Annotated in this window: 18 protein-coding genes; 9 read left to right on the top strand and 9 right to left on the bottom strand. The window is 62.1% G+C overall.

Annotated elements, in window-relative coordinates; all coding sequences use genetic code 11:
• Positions 1 to 168: 168 nt before the first annotated feature.
• Genes V3587_RS14130 through V3587_RS14120 form a run of 3 tightly spaced genes read left to right on the top strand, consistent with a single transcriptional unit; the run spans position 169 to position 3,067 of the window.
• Positions 169 to 921 carry an HpcH/HpaI aldolase family protein gene (locus V3587_RS14130; protein ID WP_283376762.1) on the top strand — a complete coding sequence of 251 codons (753 nt, stop codon included), beginning with the start codon at positions 169 to 171 and terminating at the stop codon, positions 919 to 921.
• Positions 918 to 2,282 (top strand): MFS transporter, encoded by a 1,365-nt coding sequence (locus tag V3587_RS14125; RefSeq protein ID WP_283376763.1) that lies wholly within the window; start codon positions 918 to 920, stop codon positions 2,280 to 2,282. The genes V3587_RS14130 and V3587_RS14125 overlap by 4 nt, the downstream gene beginning before the upstream one ends.
• Complete coding sequence (locus V3587_RS14120; RefSeq protein ID WP_046378192.1) at positions 2,270 to 3,067, top strand: carbon-nitrogen hydrolase family protein; 798 nt, start codon at positions 2,270 to 2,272, stop codon at positions 3,065 to 3,067. The genes V3587_RS14125 and V3587_RS14120 overlap by 13 nt, the downstream gene beginning before the upstream one ends.
• On the opposite strand, the gene V3587_RS14115 is transcribed toward V3587_RS14120, so the two are convergent.
• From V3587_RS14115 to V3587_RS14095, 5 genes are all read right to left on the bottom strand, one after another.
• On the bottom strand, positions 3,064 to 4,095 hold the full coding sequence (locus V3587_RS14115; protein WP_021333908.1) for an alpha/beta fold hydrolase: 1,032 nt from the start codon (positions 4,093 to 4,095) through the stop codon (positions 3,064 to 3,066). The two genes, V3587_RS14120 and V3587_RS14115, sit on opposite strands and share 4 nt — an antisense overlap.
• 166 nt (positions 4,096 to 4,261) lie before the next feature.
• Positions 4,262 to 4,558 carry a DUF2516 family protein gene (locus V3587_RS14110; RefSeq protein ID WP_003941505.1) on the bottom strand — a complete coding sequence of 99 codons (297 nt, stop codon included), beginning with the start codon at positions 4,556 to 4,558 and terminating at the stop codon, positions 4,262 to 4,264.
• A 95-nt stretch (positions 4,559 to 4,653) separates the two neighbouring features.
• Positions 4,654 to 5,481, bottom strand: coding sequence for a heparin-binding hemagglutinin (locus V3587_RS14105; protein WP_283376764.1), 828 nt, complete (start codon positions 5,479 to 5,481; stop codon positions 4,654 to 4,656).
• Entirely contained in the window at positions 5,474 to 5,980 is a 507-nt protein-coding gene (locus V3587_RS14100; protein ID WP_003941483.1) for a helix-turn-helix domain-containing protein, read from the bottom strand. Before V3587_RS14100 ends, V3587_RS14105 begins: the two co-directional genes overlap by 8 nt.
• 103 nt (positions 5,981 to 6,083) lie before the next feature.
• Positions 6,084 to 7,355 (bottom strand): DUF445 domain-containing protein, encoded by a 1,272-nt coding sequence (locus V3587_RS14095; RefSeq protein WP_283376765.1) that lies wholly within the window; start codon positions 7,353 to 7,355, stop codon positions 6,084 to 6,086.
• A gap of 179 nt (positions 7,356 to 7,534) precedes the next feature.
• Between V3587_RS14095 and V3587_RS14090 the strand changes: the two genes are divergently transcribed.
• Positions 7,535 to 8,269 (top strand): TetR/AcrR family transcriptional regulator, encoded by a 735-nt coding sequence (locus V3587_RS14090; protein WP_003941527.1) that lies wholly within the window; start codon positions 7,535 to 7,537, stop codon positions 8,267 to 8,269.
• A 57-nt stretch (positions 8,270 to 8,326) separates the two neighbouring features.
• Positions 8,327 to 9,181 carry a polyphosphate kinase 2 family protein gene (locus V3587_RS14085; RefSeq protein WP_095970408.1) on the top strand — a complete coding sequence of 285 codons (855 nt, stop codon included), beginning with the start codon at positions 8,327 to 8,329 and terminating at the stop codon, positions 9,179 to 9,181.
• A gap of 16 nt (positions 9,182 to 9,197) precedes the next feature.
• Here V3587_RS14085 and V3587_RS14080 read toward each other — a convergent pair whose 3' ends face one another.
• Complete coding sequence (locus tag V3587_RS14080) at positions 9,198 to 9,419, bottom strand: hypothetical protein (RefSeq protein ID WP_020968904.1); 222 nt, start codon at positions 9,417 to 9,419, stop codon at positions 9,198 to 9,200.
• Positions 9,420 to 9,533: 114 nt separating this feature from the next.
• Between V3587_RS14080 and V3587_RS14075 the strand changes: the two genes are divergently transcribed.
• Positions 9,534 to 10,106, top strand: a complete 573-nt coding sequence (locus tag V3587_RS14075) for a DUF2231 domain-containing protein (RefSeq protein WP_095970409.1) — start codon at positions 9,534 to 9,536, stop codon at positions 10,104 to 10,106.
• A 22-nt stretch (positions 10,107 to 10,128) separates the two neighbouring features.
• Here V3587_RS14075 and V3587_RS14070 read toward each other — a convergent pair whose 3' ends face one another.
• The gene (locus V3587_RS14070) at positions 10,129 to 10,542 is read right to left on the bottom strand and encodes a DUF6292 family protein (RefSeq protein ID WP_283376766.1); all 414 of its coding nucleotides are present in this window, start codon (positions 10,540 to 10,542) and stop codon (positions 10,129 to 10,131) included.
• Positions 10,543 to 10,662: 120 nt separating this feature from the next.
• On the opposite strand from V3587_RS14070, the gene V3587_RS14065 reads away from it, so the two are divergent.
• Entirely contained in the window at positions 10,663 to 11,931 is a 1,269-nt protein-coding gene (locus V3587_RS14065) for a glycosyltransferase (RefSeq protein ID WP_095970490.1), read from the top strand.
• A gap of 67 nt (positions 11,932 to 11,998) precedes the next feature.
• Here the strand turns inward: V3587_RS14065 and V3587_RS14060 are convergent, their stop codons facing one another.
• Complete coding sequence (locus V3587_RS14060; RefSeq protein WP_256278388.1) at positions 11,999 to 12,442, bottom strand: STAS domain-containing protein; 444 nt, start codon at positions 12,440 to 12,442, stop codon at positions 11,999 to 12,001.
• 391 nt (positions 12,443 to 12,833) lie between these two features.
• Between V3587_RS14060 and V3587_RS14055 the strand changes: the two genes are divergently transcribed.
• Positions 12,834 to 13,265, top strand: a complete 432-nt coding sequence (locus V3587_RS14055) for an ATP-binding protein (protein ID WP_003941553.1) — start codon at positions 12,834 to 12,836, stop codon at positions 13,263 to 13,265.
• The gene (locus tag V3587_RS14050) at positions 13,262 to 14,056 is read left to right on the top strand and encodes an RNA polymerase sigma factor SigF (RefSeq protein WP_020906739.1); all 795 of its coding nucleotides are present in this window, start codon (positions 13,262 to 13,264) and stop codon (positions 14,054 to 14,056) included. Before V3587_RS14055 ends, V3587_RS14050 begins: the two co-directional genes overlap by 4 nt.
• A gap of 59 nt (positions 14,057 to 14,115) precedes the next feature.
• On the opposite strand, the gene V3587_RS14045 is transcribed toward V3587_RS14050, so the two are convergent.
• A complete protein-coding gene (locus V3587_RS14045) occupies positions 14,116 to 15,156 on the bottom strand; it encodes an NAD(P)-dependent alcohol dehydrogenase (RefSeq protein WP_019744429.1) in 1,041 nt (346 codons plus the stop codon).
• Positions 15,157 to 15,213: the final 57 nt, after the last annotated feature.

Raw genomic sequence — 15,213 nt, 5'->3', positions numbered from 1 at the left:
CCCTTCGCACTGGCGTCCGCCGGGTTGACGAACTTGTAACAAATTCATCATACCGACTCTGGACACACCAAGTATTCTCTGTGTATACATGACGTATACGACAGTTGTGCGGGTCGTCACACCGATCCGATCAGTCGTAGAATCCCAACTGCCAAGGAGCCCCCCAGCATGTTCAGCACTCCCGCCGACCGCCGTCACGCGATCTGGCTGTCCGATCCGAGCTTTGCCGCAGCAGAAATCGCGCGTGGACTCGGCTACGGCGCGGTGATCCTCGACATCGAACACGGGTCGTTCGACCTTGCCGACCTCGAGCGATTCATCCCCTTCCTTCGCGGCCTGGACATGGAGGTTCTCGCGAAAGTCCTCGGACCCGAGCGCGGACCGATTCAGCAGGCTCTCGACTTCGGCGCTACCGCCGTTGTCATTCCGCACATCGAAAATGCTTCCCATGCAAAGGAAGTCACTGCATTCGCCAAATTCCCACCACTCGGCGACCGCAGTTTCGCGGGCGGCCGCACGACCAACTACGGCGGTTTCACCGACGACTGGGTCCGTCGCCAGGACACCCTCACTCGTTGCTACCCGATGATCGAGGATGCCGGCGCAATCGAGAACATCACGGACATCTTGGCGCTCGACACCGTCGACGGCGTCTTCGTGGGCCCGTCCGATCTTTCGCTGCGCCGAGAACGCGGTGCATACACACGCACAGACGGCGACTTTGCCGACCTCGCTATCGTTGCCGCAGCGGCGGCCGAAGCGGGCAAGCCGTGGGTACTGCCGGCGTGGAGCGTGGAAGAGAAAGAATTTGCCGTTCGACACGGCGCTGATCAGATGGCATTGATCATGCAGCACGGTGCCCTCGCTGCCGGCTTCGCCGGACCGCTCGATCAGATCACTCGGATTCGGGAGTCTCGATGACAACGCAAACCTCGGAACCCGGCTCTTCACCGATGAAGACGGCCGTCCCGCCGAAGATCGGCCGTGCCCGTTGGGGTATCGCCGGAGTTCTCGGTGTCGGCATGTTCGTCAACTACATCGACCGCGTGAACCTCTCCATCGCTGCACCGGAGATCATGCGCGACTTCGACATCAGCGCTTCGCAAATGGGCATGGTCTCGTCCGCATTCTTGTGGACATACGCCATGCTCCAGATGCCGATCGGTTCGTTCATCGACCGCATCGGCGTGCGGTGGGTCAATCGAGCTGCCGCGTTTCTTTGGGCCGTGGCGTCGTTCGCCTCGGCCGCGGCAGGTGGATTGGGAATGCTCCTGGTCGCCCGACTCGTCCTCGGGGTCGGCGAAGCCCCTACTGTCCCGGCCGGCTGGAAAGCAATCGGCCAATGGTTCCCCAAGCAGGAGCGCGGGACCGCGACGTCCATCTTCGACGGCTGCGCAAAGATCTCGAACGTCATCGGCATCCCGATCATGGCGTTCCTGGTCACGACATTCAGCTGGCACGCGGCCTTCATCTTCACTGGCGTTCTCTCCGTGGCCTACCTCGCGATTTGGTGGCTGCTGTATCTGACGCCCAAGGAGGCACTCGCCAAGGGTCGGCTGAGCCAACCGGAGTTCGATTACATACGCGAGGGCGGCGCCGAGGACGAGGACGCAGAAACCAGCGGTTCGCTCAACGGCCTGGGCTACCTCCTGCGGCGACGCAAGACTTGGGGACTTGCACTCGGGTACGCGTCCTACACGTACGCGTATTACGTGCTCTTGACCTGGCTCCCCGCCTACTTGGAGAAGAGCTTCGGGGTCAACCTCCTCAAGGGCGGCATCTACACGATGATCCCGTGGCTCGTTGCCGTGATCGCCCAGTTCCTCATCGCCGGCATTCTCATGGACAGGTGGTTGGCGAAAACGGATGACGTCACCAAAGTCCGCCGTACGGTCCTCGTGGTCAGCCTCCTCGCATCACTTGCAGTCACGGGAGCGGCATACGCGGGCTCGATCGCAGTCGCCCTGATCTTCCTCTCGATCGGAGCAGCAGGACTGGCAGTGTCGGTCCCCGCAGGTTCGTCCATCGTGGCGCTCATCGCGCCGGAGGGATACACCGGGTCGCTCGGCGGCATCGTCAATTTCGTGGCGAATCTGCTCGGAATCGCGGCGCCCATCGTGACCGGCATGGTGGTCGACGCCACCGGTTCGTTCGCCGGCGCGTTCATCGCGACCGGTGCGGTACTCATCGGCGGAATCTTCTGTTACACCGTGGTGCTCGGCAAGATCGAGAGAATGCCGGCGCCCCAAGCCCAGAAAGGTACAACCACATGGTCGACGTAGCGATCGCACAGTACGCCCCAGGACTCGACAAGCAGGCGAATCTCGAGCAGCTCACGAAACTGGCAAGCGAAGCGGCGGAATCCGGCGCTCGCATCGTGGTCGCTCCCGAGTACGCGATGTTCACGGCTCCGAGCATGGATTCACGTTTCGTCTTGACCGCCGAGTCGCTCGACGGCAAATTCGTCTCAGCGCTGGCAGACCTCGCGACAACTCTCGGCATTCACATAGTCGCCGGGATCAACGAGGCAGTAACGGGCTCCGACAAGATCTCGAACACCTTGGTCGCCCTGGCCCCGAAACTCGGTGTCGTTGCGATCTACCGCAAGCTGCACCTGTATGACGCTTTCGGTTACAAGGAATCGGACGTCGTCCGTGCCGGTGAGATTCAAGACCCCGAAACCTTTGTCGTGGAAGACGTCCGGTTCGGTCTTCAGACTTGCTACGACCTTCGCTTCCCGGAAACGACACGACGGATCGTCGATGCAGGCGCCGACGTTCTACTCCTCCCGGCGGAGTGGGTGCCCGGCCCGTTGAAGGAAGATCACTGGACCACTCTCGTCCGCGCCCGCGCGATCGAGAACACGATCTACGTCGCAGCGGCCGACCAGAGCGCGCCGGCGGGATCGGGTGCGAGCATGATCGTGGATCCGATGGGCGTCATCGTCGCATCGCTGGGAGAACGCGTGGGTATCGCGACTGCAACCGTCTCCCTCGAACGAATCGCGGAGGTCCGGACGAAGAATCCTGCCCTCGAACTACGCCGCTTCGGAATCACCGCGCGCTAGAGATTGCGCAGTCGCACGATTTCCTTGTCGAACTCGTCGATGTTCTCGATCGACGACATATGACCGACGCCCGGCAACACGATCAACCGTTCGAGGTTGCCGGCGTCGTCGAGGACCTGCGCAAGCTTGCGCGCATGGACCGGCGGAGTGAGCCGATCGAGCGAACCGACGAGCACGGTGGTCGGCACTTCGAGATTGTCGAGTCCTTCGTGAATGTCGAGGGTGCTCAGCGCTGCTCCCCAACCACCACGGATGCGGGGCTTGCACTCACGAACGATGTTCTCGCAGAACTGAATCTCGGCCTTGGTCGCGTTCGGTGACATCGAGACGTACTGGATCGCCTTCGTCATGGCGCCCGAGGAGACAAATGGAACGGGCGAGCTGAGGATGGCGCGGCCCACGGGGACCGGAACCCGAGGAAAACGATTGGGCAGTGGGATGACCGTGGTCTCGGCGATCAACCTTTCACTCGCCGTACTCGCGAGCATGACCGCCGACGCGTACTTCTTGACCTCGTCGGGGTGACGACCAGCCCAGGCGATGATGCTCATCCCGCCCATGCTGTGACCGACGATGACGGCCTTCTTGTCCTCGCGAACCGTCGCTGCCAGCACGGCAGAGAGGTCGTCGGCAAGGACGTCCGGGCCGAGCGGAAGATTACCGACGGTACTGCGTCCGTGACCGCGCTGATCGTAGGTGATGACGCGATATTCGCCGGCAAGCGCATTGACCTGCGGGTACCAGAATTCGGTTGAGCACGTCCAGCCGTGACTGAGAACGATCGGATCGCCGTCGACGGGACCGTAAGCCCGGACATTGATGATCGCACCGTCGTCGGTGGTCAGTTCGCTGATATCAGCTTTGAGCGTCGGAGTCTTCAGGAGTGCGTTGGGCTCGACGTCGCTCGAAAGAGTCAACCCGCGCGTGGATCGCCGATGACGGATTCCCGCGACGGCCGCGACGAGTGCTCCCACTCCGACGGCGCCTGCCAGTACTCGAAGCTCTGTGGTGCGCGAACGACTGGACATGCATTTACCCCTGACTGCTGCTGACGACAGACGGATGCAATCTATGTGTGACTGCCGTTAACCGACACTATCACTCGAACAACGCCTGTTGTCAGAGTTGGAGCGAAAGAGTGGGGCAACACACGATGGCCGGAAACGGCGTCACAGGATCAGCAGAACCGCGGTACTACCAGCGAGAACCGCCGTGCTGGATGTCGTCAACGCGGGGGCGAACGTCGACGAGATACACGCACACTGCAACGACCGCGATGATGCCCAGGAGACCGACAGGTGACGTCGCCAGAAGGATCAACGCCGCAACGATCAGGATTCCGAGCCAGATCGGCTTGGTCAATTTGTTGACCGCAGTGAAGGCGTCCGGACGCTGCCTGACGGCATGAACGATCGCGTAGACAGCACCCACCAACGCGAGCACCTTGAGTGCGAGAAAGATCAGACCGACTAGCCCATCGACTTGAGTCACAACTACATCCTAAGTTCTCATCCGGTTCCCGACGAACACGAAGGCTCCCACACTCGGCTGAGCGCGGGAGCCTTCGTCAGGTGGAGCTGGGCAAATCAGGCCTTCTTGGCCGGAGCAGCCTTCTTGGCCGGAGCAGCAGCGGTGGCCTTGGCCGGAGCAGCCTTCGCGGGAGCAGCCTTGGCCGGAGCAGCCTTCTTGGCTGCGGTGGTTGCGCGCTCCTGCACGTCGGAGGCTGCAGCGGTCACGCGAGCGGCAGCTTCCTTGGAAGCCTCGTCGGCCTGGTCACCGAGGTCGAGAACCTTCAGTGCAGCCTCGTCGCCTGCGTCGGCGATCTTCTCGCCGGCGTCAGCGATCTTCTCGCCGACCTCTTCTGCGGTGTCGGAGATGCGTCCGGCAGCGCGGCCGGCCAGCTTGGCAGCCTGCTCGCCCACGGCACGAGTCTGACGAGCAACGGTTCCGAGTGCGTCTTCGGTCAGCTCGACGGCGTCGCCGAGTGCCGACTCCGCAGCAGCGATGCCTTCTTCGACTGCGGGCTGCTTGCGGATGCGCTCGACTGCGTCTTCGCCGCGCTCTGCGAGAGAGTTGTACAGATCGCCGGCAACCTTGAGGTATGCCTCGGCGACCTTGCGGAGTTCCTCGGGTGCGAACTTCTCTCGCAGCTCGGCGAGCTCTTCGGGCAGCTCGGACGGCAGGCCGGCGAGACGCTCGCGCAGTGCCTCGACGCTCTCGGCAACGTCACCCTGAACGGAAGCAAGCTTCTCGCGGGCACCGTCGACACGGCCGTTGACGTCACCCTGGGTGTTCTCGGCGCGCTCACGAACCTGAGCGACTACATCGGCCACGGCCTGGACAACCAGGTCGCCTGCGCCGACAGCGGCGTAGAGCGAGGTCTTGACGCTGTCGATGGCGTTCTTGTCAGTCATCTTGTTCTCCTAGTGAAGTCTCGGTGTCTGGAATTGCGGCCGATTCAGCGAAATCGGGCGCTGCGGCTGGTCTGGACGACTCGTTCTCGCGACAGAACGAGTCGTAGATTTCGAGCAGTACTTGCTTCTGCCGTTCGTTGATGGCCGTCTCGGCCAACACCGCGTCCCTGATGGGACTGTGCGGGCGTTGTTCGAGATATCCCGCTTGGACGTACAGGACTTCTGATGAGACCCGAAGACCCTTGGCAATTTGCGCCAGTACGTCTGCCGACGGTTTGCGCAATCCGCGTTCGATCTGACTCAGATACGGATTGCTGACGCCGGCGAGTTGAGCAAGTTGGCGCATCGAAACTTGGGCGGCTTCCCGCTGTGCACGAATGAACCCCCCGATGTCGTGTGCCGCAGAGCTGACGACGCGAGCTGCCAAGTCGCTTGCTCCGGCTGCGGCACCGGATGATTCACGATCTCCGTCATCGGAGTTCGTCGACTTCGCTGGCATTGCGTCCTCCCTTTCCAGTGGACATTTCCCAGGATAGGAGAGGGTGCTAACTATTGCAAGCACTACTGCTAGCACTCGTGGTGGACGTCACATACCGGACAGCTCAACCGAAGACGAGCGTCGAAATCGTGTAGATCAGCAGCCCGGCGATCGAGCCGACAACGGTGCCGTTGATACGGATGAACTGAAGATCTCGACCGACCTGCAGCTCGATCTTCTGGCTCGCTTCGTCGGCATCCCACCGCTCGACCGTGTCGCTGATGACTCCGGTGATCTCGTCGGTGTAGTTCTCCGCGATGTACTTGGTGCCCTGCACCAGCCAGCCGTCGACCTTCTCACGCATGGATTCGTCGTCTCGCAGCCTGATTCCGAAGCCGGCCACGTTCTCGGCGACCTTGGTCCGCAGGGTGCTGTTCGGATCGTCGACCGACTCCATGATGAGGCGCTTGGCGACCTGCCACGTCGAGGACGCCAGACCCGTCACTTCCTCGCGGCCCATGATCTCCGCCTTGATCCCTTCGGCCTTCTTGATGGTCTCCGGGTCGTTCTGCAGATCATCGGCGAAGTCGATCAGGAAGCGGTTGGCGGCGAGACGTACCTCGTGTTCCGGGTTGGAACGGACCTTCCAGGTGAACTCGACGAGTTCCTTGTAGATCTTCTCCCCCAGCATCGCGTCGACGAATTTCGGCGACCACGCCGGCGAATCGCGAACGATCACACGGTCGATCGTCTCCTGGCTGCCGAGTGCCCACTGATGCGCGCGCTCGGCAAGCAATTCGATGATCGGCAGTTGCTTGTTGTCCTTGAGCAACTCCCCGAGCACTCGGCCGATCGGCGGTCCCCACATGGGCTCGGCCAGCCGCTTCACGATCGTGTTGTCGATGATCTGGGCAATGTCCTCGTCGCGAAGAACCTCGACCATGCCGCGCAAGACCGTCGACGTCTCGGCGGCGACGCGAGCGGCATTGGCAGGTTCGGCCATCCACGTACCGAGGCGGAGCGGAATCTGCGCCTGCTGCACCTTGGCCGACACAACTTCGGGAGCCAGGAAGTTCTGGCCGACGAACGAACTCAGACTGGCGCCGAGTTGGTCCTTCTTTCGCTTGATGATGGCGGTATGCGGGATGGGGAGTCCCATCGGATGACGGAAGAGCGCGGTGACGGCAAACCAGTCGGCCAGGGCGCCGACCATGCCGGCCTCGGACGCGGCGCGGACGTAGCCGACCAACTCTCCGGCACCGCGGGATTCCTGCCACCGACAGAAGATGTAGACCACCGTCGCGAAGCCCAGAAGGCCAGTGGCGAAGACCTTCATCTTGCGAAGGTCCCGACGCTTGGCGGCGTCGTCGAAGGCGGAGAGGCTCAGTTGCTGCACCCTCGCCATTGTGCCGAAAGGTGTGACTCGGCGTAGCGCGAGTGACACGATGTCTGATTCCTCAGGACCTAATCCCCCGAACTGCCGATGTGAGTGCCCGAGATAAAGGCACGGACATTAAGCTGGACCGGAAAGTAGACCGATCGGACGTGGCTCGCACCACAGATATGAGATGACTCGTGGCCAAGAATGCCGTGCAGGACAACGAGCAGGTAGACGGCCCAGTCGTTGCTGATGCGAAGCCCGAGAAATCCGACGGTCGCAAGCGTCGGTGGCGCGAACACAAAATCGCTCGCCGCGAGGAACTCGTCGACGGCACCATCGCCGCTATTCGGGCGCGCGGCCGCGAGATCGGCATGGACGAGATCGCGTCCGAGATCGGTGTCTCCAAGACCGTGCTCTACCGGTACTTCGCCGACAAGAGCGACCTCACCACCGCCACGATGATGCGGTACGTCGAAACCATTCTGTCGCCGCGTATCTACGAAGCGATCAGCGGCGATCTCGACGATTTCGAACTCACCCAGGCCAGCATCACCGCGTACGTCGAGACGGTGGCATCCGACCCGGACATCTATCTCTACGTCATGGCCAACGGCGCCGGCGCCAACCGCGACGTCGTTGCCGATTCCGAGCGCATGATCGCCGAATTGCTTTCCACGGTGTTGGGCAATCGTCTTCGCGAGATGGAGATGGATTCCGGCGGTTCCCTGCCGTGGGCGTTCGGGATCGTCGGCGGAATTCAGCTTGCGACGCACTGGTGGATCTCCAACAAGTCGATGTCTGCAGAATCGTTGATCGACTACCTCACGATGATGACGTGGGGCGGCATCACCGGCATCGCGGCGGTCAACGGATCACCGGCCAAGTTCAAATCGGTACCGCATCCGCTCGTCAAGCCCGCCGAGGACTGACTCGCCCGAGACCGAACTTTCGAGCCACAGTGGTCGATCCTGTGGCACTCTTTCGGCATGGCACAAGACTCGCTGTGGGAAACACCGGCCGCCAAGACTCTGCGGGCAGAGCCCGGGTTCGAACTCGATCAACTCGATCGCAACAGCACACCGGGATTCACCGGAAACAAAGCTGACGGCGAGCGTCTGCTCGAGGAGCGCGGCGCGGTTCTGTCCGACCTGCAGGAGTTGCTGTACGCCAACGGCAGGTCCGGAGACAGCCGTTCGATCCTGCTGGTCCTGCAAGGCATGGACACCGCCGGCAAAGGCGGCATGGTCCGACACGTGATCGGTCACGTGGATCCTTCGGGAGTTCAGCACGCGGCATTCGGCGTGCCGACCGAAGAGGAAAAGCAACACCACTACCTCTGGCGGATCAAGAAGGAACTCCCCCGCGGCGGCTATCTCGGCGTGTTCGATCGCTCCCACTACGAGGACGTCCTGGTCGTGCGCGTCCACGATCTTGTCCCCGAGGATGTCTGGAGCAAGCGCTACGACGAGATCAACCAGTTCGAGAAAGAACTCGTCGACGCCGGAACCACCATCGTCAAGGTGGCGATGTTCGTCTCGCTCGACGAGCAGAAGAAGCGACTCGAAGAGCGTCTCGACCGCCCGGACAAGTACTGGAAGTACAACCCCGGTGACGTGACAGAGCGCGGATTGTGGCCGGCTTACCAGCAGGCATATCAGGCGATGCTCGACAAGACGTCGACCGAACATGCTCCGTGGTACGTCGTGCCGTGTGATCGGAAGTGGTACAGCCGAATTGCGGTCACGGAGCTACTGATCGACGCTCTGGAAAAGCTCGATCTCGACTGGCCGCCTGCCAACTTCGACATCGAGGCGGAGAAGGCGCGACTCGCACAGTCCTGATCAGAAGCAGTCCCGATCAGAACAGGTGTGGGGATTCGCGGTGCACTTTGTGGTCGTGATGAACGGTGCTGGTGTACAGGGCAACCGCCAGTCCGATGGACGCGACACCGGCGAGCCCGGCAATCAACGCCCAACCACCGTGCCCTGAACCGGCGGCCACGAGAAAGCTGCCGAGACAGACAACTGTGGCCAATACCAGGAAATACGACGCCCACGCTGCAAAGAGATTGAGCTTCATCGTTCGCTCCTCCGGTCGGATCTCTTTCGTTTCGACCGTACGCCGGAGCATGACGGTCGACAAGACACTCCCGCCGCGAGGTTTCCCGACGTCTACGCCGGGTAGCCGAATTACATGGACATCGGAACTCTTTACCGCGGAATCGAATCCGCTCGCGGACTGGACGGTCCGTCCACTGGCCTTCGGCGCAGAATCCTCGAAATCACCGAGAGATCCGACAGATCGCGCACTGTCGCAGCGCTTCTGCGCGGCGCCGCCGTCGGGCATCCCCTCCACCCCGCTCTCGTAGCCGTTCCGGCAGGCGCGTGGACAGCTTCGCTGATCTTCGACACCGTGCTCCGCGATCCGCAGACTGCACGACGATTGATCGGGCTCGGTTTGATCTCGACGCCGCCGGTTCTGCTGACCGGCTGGCTGGACTGGTCCGAACGCGGCGACGTCGCCCGTCGTGTGGGGCTCGTGCACGCAGCGTCGAATGCCGTGGGCATCTGGTCGTTTGCCGCGTCATACCGGCTACGCGGAAAGGACTCGCTCGCACTGGCACGTGTTTTCTCGGTGCTGGGACTCGCTGCGGTCGGTGTCGGTGGTGCGCTCGGCGGTCACATCGTCTTCAAACTGATGGACGATCCGGCCGTCGAGGCTGCAGCAACTCCCGTTCTCGATCCCATCCTGGACGTGGTCAACTGAGCGGCCAGGGAATGAATACCGTTCAGGTGTAAGCACTTCCGGAGTAGCTTCGCAGTTCTCGCGCAGTCTCGTCCGAATCCGCCAGGGGCCTGTTCATGACCCAGTGCGGGCTGCGGGTGCCCAGCGTCGCGGCGAAGTCGGCGACGGCGTCCGGGGCCGGCACAGCGTGTTCGCCCAGATATCCGAGAACGATGAGGTCCTCCCCTGAACGAGTCTCCACGGCCAGGGCCCAACCGCATGTCTCCTCCCAGAGCAACGCCACCTCACGCCCTGGAAAACGCGGCACAGTTCGGTCCAACGCGATGTAGGCCTCCAGAGGGTGCTCGCGCCTGCAACACCACTGCTCGATGCCGGCCCCCACGCCGACCGCCACCCGTTGTACGTACCGCTCGAACCCGAGTCCGACGGTTGCGTCGACCAGCATTTGTTCTGTCATCGAACCTCACTCCTCGCCATCGTGTTTGGAATGTGCCCACCGCTGACCACGTCGAAACCCGGTTCAGATCACGGACTCCGGGTATCCCCAGACGAACCGATCAAGTGGAGAGGGGACCCGATGAAGTACTCGCCCGCTATGGCTCCCGGACGAATGCTGAAGATCTCCATGGTGTCGGTGAACGCCGATCCACTCGCACCGGTGGGCTGCTCGGCAGCCGGTGCACAGAACCTGCACGTCGACGAACTGTCCGCGGCCCTGGTGCGAGCCGGACACGACGTCACCGTCTTCACCAGACGGGCACACGTCGGAGGGCCGGACCGCGTTCGCGCCCGCGCCGGGTACTCGGTCGACTACCTCGAGGCCGGCCCGACGCAGGCGCTCCCGGACGCCGACATCCTCCCCCACCTGGGAACCTTCGCCAGCATTCTGCGCGCTCAGTGGAGTACCGACCGGCCCGATGTAGTGCACTCGCACTTCTGGATGTCAGGTGTGGCAACGGAACTCGCGACGCGCTCGCTCGGCATCCCCGTACTGCAGACTTTCCATTCCCTGGGGTCTGCGGCGCATCGCCATCTCGGCGCAGCCGACGACAGCCCCTCGGAACGGACTCACCTGGAACCGTTGATCGCCAGGGGCGCAACCCATGTCATCGCGACGAGTTCCGACGAAATCTTCGATCTGGTCCGGCAGGGCTCACCGCGATCGCGGACCACGATGGTGCCGTCGGGCGTCGACACCGACGCGTTCACCCCGGAGGGCCCCGCCGCGAAGAAGAACGCACCGCATCGATTGATCTGCGTCGGAAGGCTGGTGGAGCAGAAGGGCTTCGATGTTGCCGTCGCCGCGCTGGCTTCGCTGCCGGATACGGAGTTGGTGGTGATCGGCGGGCCACCCGTCGCACAACTGAGCACCGACGAGGTGGCGATCCGCTTGGTCAAGCTCGCCGAGCGACTCGGCGTCGCAGATCGAGTCCAATTACTGGGACGGGTGCCGCACCGCCAATTACCCAAACTGATGCGATCGGCCGACGCCCTCGTGTGCACCCCCCGATACGAACCGTTCGGAATCGCGGCTCTGGAAGCGATGGCATGTGGCGTTCCGGTTGTCGCGACTCCTGTTGGCGGACTGCGGGATACCGTGATCGACGGACTCACGGGGCGCCGGGTCCCGGTCAACAATCCGGTGGAAACCGCGCGTGCAGTCCGTCATCTTCTCGACGACGAGGACGAAGGCGCAGCGTTTGCGCGGCAGAGCCGGGCTCGCGCCTGCGAATCGTATTCGTGGGATCACGTCGCCACCGAAGTGGTCCGCACCTACGGCCGTTGCGTCACAGCACCGCCGAGAGCCCGCCAGCACAAGGGCACTCACCGAAGTGAAGTGCACTGACACTGACGGGCTCTACGAAACCGAATTCACGAAGCTGATTTCACGAAGCTGTGGGTGAACCGCGGGTTCAAGCCGGGAAACGTCGAGTCTCTTCCAGACCGATCGCGTGATCCAAAGACTCGTAGCAGGCAAACATCGACTCCTGACCAGCTGCTTTGAGCAACCTTTGCACCGGGCGGGCGCAGACGAGCGCCAGTGTGCCGCCAACGTCGCGCGATCGCGTCGACAGGACCGACAGCACGGACAAGCCGCATGTCCCCATGAATTCGAGTTCGGAGAGATCGACCACCAGCGTCCGGTCCGCGGCCACGTGGTACGTCAAGAAGTCACGAAAAGCATTGGCGCTCATCAGATCGATCTCGCCACGAACTTGGATCACAGCGGTGTGTGCACTGATACGGTGCGCGTGAAACGATGCGGTCGCTGTCCCGGTCGCGGGAGGTCCGTAATCTACCGATCCCTTCGCCGCGTTCGTAAAGCCTGAAATTGATGATCCTGGAACAACAGTCATGGTTCTCCCATCCCGCAACGGTTTACACTCTGCAAAAGAGAAGGGACCTCCGAAGGAGACGCACGATGAACGGGTCTCCAGAAATACGGATAAATCCCTCATCGGCTGTGTGCTCAACCTCGGTTTGAAACAGTACGCCAGCATGACGGACGTCACAAGTGCGTTGCGACCATTCGTTTCGGTGTTCCGAACAAAAATGTGGTTTGGTCTGCGGTTCCGCGAGGTAATCCGATGTTGCGATCGCCAACGGTCGTGAGCAGAACTGTGTCGTTTACCCCGGCACCACCATCGACGAAATTTCGTGTTCGGGGGTCACTGTGAAGGTCGGGATGGGTATCGTTCTCGGCACCAGACTTCACGGGGACCCCTGGTACGACGATCCGGAGAACTTATGGCACACCTCAGCGCACTCGAGCCCGATCAAGATCAGACTCAGCCCGTCGTGGAGTTGAGGATTCAAGCGACTCTCGATCAGCTGTCGATTTTGCGTGCACTGGCCGCCACCGTTGCCATTCAGGAAAACTTCGACCTCGACGCCATCGCCGACATCAAACTGGCCATGGACGAAATCTGTACGCATCTGATCGTTCGTGCTGCGCCTGATTCGGTTCTGGTGTGTCGGTTCGTCTTCACTCCCCCGCAATTGCACGTGTCCGTGTCGACGACCACCACGGAGTACGAGGACAGCAGTCAGCGTTCGTTCGGGTGGCACATCCTCACCGAACTCACCGATTCGATTTCGCTCGATCAGGAAGAGAACCTCGGCGGCGTCGGCTACATCACGACCATGAAGTTCACCAAGGCCCTCAGCGGGCGCCTGTGACCGCTTCCGCAGACGGCCCGTCACGCCCGCGTCGGCGGTCCACCGACGAATATCGGGACGTCATACCAGTTTTCGAGGAAATGCGGACCCTCGAGCCACACAGCCCCGAGTACGAACGAGTGCGCACCGCACTCATCACCAGGTGCCTACCGTTGGCCGAACACATCGCCAGACGATTCGACGGGCGCGGCGAGGCGCACGACGATCTGGTTCAAGTGGCGCGGCTCGGTCTGGTCAATGCCGTCGACCGTTTCGATTCCACCCGCGGATCCGATTTCGTCTCGTTCGCGGTGCCCACCGTGATGGGCGAGGTTCGACGACACTTCCGCGACACCGGTTGGGCATTGCGGGTTCCGCGTCGGATGAAGGAATTGCACTTCCAACTCGGGCAAGCCATCAGCGAGCTGTCACAACAACTCGGTCACGCGCCGACCGTCGACGAATTGGCCGAGACCTTGGGGATCGAACGCGAAGAAGTTGCCCAGGCGCTGATCGCCGGCAACGCGTACCAGACCGTCTCGGTCGACGGCGCCGCGTCCAATCACACCGACGATCTGCCGCTGGTGGAAACACTCGGTGACTACGACGCAGCCCTCGAGAACGTCGAGAATCACGAGGCTTTGCGTCCGCTTCTCGACAAGCTCCCCGAACGAGAGCGGACGGTGTTGATGCTCAGATTCTTCGGAAATCTGACGCAAACACAGATTGCCGAGAAAGTCGGTGTGTCCCAGATGCACGTGTCGAGGTTGCTCGCGAAGACACTGAGTAATCTTCGCGAGCAACTCGACTGAGCTCCGCGAACAATTCGACTGAGCTCCGCGAACAATTCGACTGAGCAGGACCGAGCGGGTCAGATTGTTGCGGTGTCGATCACGAATCGGTAGCGAACGTCGCTCTTGATCACGCGCTCGTAAGCGTCGTTGATGTCGCTCGCCGGGATCAGTTCGATTTCTGCACCGATACCGTGCTCGGCACAGAAGTCGAGCATCTCCTGTGTCTGCGGAATACCGCCCACCATGGAGCCGGCGAGGCTACGACGGTTTGCGGCGAGGGAGAATGCGCGAACTTCGATCGGCTTCTCCGGCAGGCCCAGTTCGACGAGCGTGCCGTTGATGGCGAGCAAGGACATGTAGGCGTCGATGTCGAGATTGACCGAGACCGTGTTGAGGATCAGGTCGAACTCGCCTCGAAGTGCCTTGAACGTCTCGCGGTCGTTGGTCGCGTAGTAGTGGTCGGCACCGAGACGAAGCCCGTCTTCCTTCTTGCCGAGTGTCTGGCTCAGGACCGTGACTTCCGCGCCGAGTGCCTTGGCGATCTTCACGCCGACGTGACCGAGGCCGCCGAAACCGATGATGGCGACCTTCTTGCCGGGTCCGGCGTTCCAGTGCCGCAACGGTGAGTACAAGGTGATGCCTGCGCACAGCAGCGGCGCGGCGACGTCGAGTTCGATGCCCTCGGGGATCGAGAGAACGAAGTGCTCGGTGACGACGATGTGCGTCGAGTAGCCACCCTGAGTGCGTTCGCCGTCGCGTCCGGTGGCGTTGTACGTACCGGTCACACCCTTGCGGCAGTACTGCTCTTCGCCGGCCAGGCAGGCGTCGCACTCCCCACACGAGTCGACGAAGCAGCCGACGCCGACGCGGTCGCCGACCTTGTGCTTGGTGACGTCCGAACCCACGGCGGCGACGACGCCGGCGATTTCGTGTCCGGGAACGATCGGGTACTTGGCTCCGCCCCACTCGTTGCGAGCGGTGTGGATGTCGGAATGGCAGATGCCGGCAAATTTGATGTCGATGAGAATGTCCAGTGGACCGAGCTCGCGGCGTTCGACGGTGGTCTTCTCGAGGGGACCGTCAGCGGACGTCGCGGCATAAGCAGCAGCAGTAACCATGCACACATGCCTACCCGTGCATGGAGGGACCTGCAAATCGCAGGCCCCTCCATGACT

Origin of the sequence: Rhodococcus sp. IEGM 1306, from assembly GCF_036541985.1 — a bacterium.
In the GTDB taxonomy this organism is placed as follows: Bacteria; Actinomycetota; Actinomycetes; order Mycobacteriales; family Mycobacteriaceae; genus Rhodococcus_F; species Rhodococcus_F qingshengii.
Note: the sequence above shows the minus strand (reverse complement) of the source record. Positions and strands in the feature narration are given on the sequence as shown.

Bases quoted from the DNA above. Each gene is read 5' to 3' on its own strand.
- V3587_RS14075 (WP_095970409.1), top strand. From the start codon at position 9,534: ATGGACATCGGAACTCTTTACCGCGGAATCGAATCCGCTCGCGGACTG.
- V3587_RS14130 (WP_283376762.1), top strand. From the start codon at position 169: ATGTTCAGCACTCCCGCCGACCGCCGTCACGCGATCTGGCTGTCCGAT.
- V3587_RS14125 (WP_283376763.1), top strand. From the start codon at position 918: ATGACAACGCAAACCTCGGAACCCGGCTCTTCACCGATGAAGACGGCC.
- V3587_RS14070 (WP_283376766.1), bottom strand. From the start codon at position 10,542: ATGACAGAACAAATGCTGGTCGACGCAACCGTCGGACTCGGGTTCGAG.
- V3587_RS14080 (WP_020968904.1), bottom strand. From the start codon at position 9,419: ATGAAGCTCAATCTCTTTGCAGCGTGGGCGTCGTATTTCCTGGTATTG.
- V3587_RS14055 (WP_003941553.1), top strand. From the start codon at position 12,834: ATGGCACACCTCAGCGCACTCGAGCCCGATCAAGATCAGACTCAGCCC.
- V3587_RS14115 (WP_021333908.1), bottom strand. From the start codon at position 4,095: ATGTCCAGTCGTTCGCGCACCACAGAGCTTCGAGTACTGGCAGGCGCC.
- V3587_RS14100 (WP_003941483.1), bottom strand. From the start codon at position 5,980: ATGCCAGCGAAGTCGACGAACTCCGATGACGGAGATCGTGAATCATCC.
- V3587_RS14085 (WP_095970408.1), top strand. From the start codon at position 8,327: ATGGCACAAGACTCGCTGTGGGAAACACCGGCCGCCAAGACTCTGCGG.
- V3587_RS14045 (WP_019744429.1), bottom strand. From the start codon at position 15,156: ATGGTTACTGCTGCTGCTTATGCCGCGACGTCCGCTGACGGTCCCCTC.
- V3587_RS14060 (WP_256278388.1), bottom strand. From the start codon at position 12,442: ATGACTGTTGTTCCAGGATCATCAATTTCAGGCTTTACGAACGCGGCG.
- V3587_RS14105 (WP_283376764.1), bottom strand. From the start codon at position 5,481: ATGACTGACAAGAACGCCATCGACAGCGTCAAGACCTCGCTCTACGCC.
- V3587_RS14065 (WP_095970490.1), top strand. From the start codon at position 10,663: ATGAAGTACTCGCCCGCTATGGCTCCCGGACGAATGCTGAAGATCTCC.
- V3587_RS14120 (WP_046378192.1), top strand. From the start codon at position 2,270: ATGGTCGACGTAGCGATCGCACAGTACGCCCCAGGACTCGACAAGCAG.